We start from the raw sequence: 888 nt of genomic DNA, 5'->3' as shown, positions 1-888 counted from the left end.
GTCGCTGCCGCAGCTTCGGTGCATGGTTTAGCCCCGTTACATCTTCCGCGCAGGCCGACTCGACCAGTGAGCTATTACGCTTTCTTTAAATGATGGCTGCTTCTAAGCCAACATCCTGGCTGTCTGGGCCTTCCCACATCGTTTCCCACTTAACCATGACTTTGGGACCTTAGCTGGCGGTCTGGGTTGTTTCCCTCTTCACGACGGACGTTAGCACCCGCCGTGTGTCTCCCGTGATAACATTCTCCGGTATTCGCAGTTTGCATCGGGTTGGTAAGTCGGGATGACCCCCTTGCCGAAACAGTGCTCTACCCCCGGAGATGAATTCACGAGGCGCTACCTAAATAGCTTTCGGGGAGAACCAGCTATCTCCCGGTTTGATTGGCCTTTCACCCCCAGCCACAAGTCATCCGCTAATTTTTCAACATTAGTCGGTTCGGTCCTCCAGTTAGTGTTACCCAACCTTCAACCTGCCCATGGCTAGATCACCGGGTTTCGGGTCTATACCCTGCAACTTAACGCCCAGTTAAGACTCGGTTTCCCTTCGGCTCCCCTATTCGGTTAACCTTGCTACAGAATATAAGTCGCTGACCCATTATACAAAAGGTACGCAGTCACCCCATAAAGAGGCTCCCACTGCTTGTACGTACACGGTTTCAGGTTCTTTTTCACTCCCCTCGCCGGGGTTCTTTTCGCCTTTCCCTCACGGTACTGGTTCACTATCGGTCAGTCAGGAGTATTTAGCCTTGGAGGATGGTCCCCCCATATTCAGACAGGATACCACGTGTCCCGCCCTACTCATCGAGCTCACAGTATGTGCATTTTTGTGTACGGGGCTGTCACCCTGTATCGCGCGCCTTTCCAGACGCTTCCACTAACACACACACT

1 rRNA gene is annotated in these 888 nt (G+C 52.9%); it reads right to left on the bottom strand.

What is annotated here, in order from left to right:
• A 23S ribosomal RNA gene (locus ACJHWR_RS25235) occupies positions 1-888 on the bottom strand; the annotation flags it as partial.

The sequence above is a fragment of the Escherichia sp. WS568 genome (assembly GCF_046486085.1).
Lineage (GTDB): Bacteria > Pseudomonadota > Gammaproteobacteria > Enterobacterales > Enterobacteriaceae > Escherichia > Escherichia coli.
This window is presented reverse-complemented; position numbering and strand designations above follow the sequence as displayed.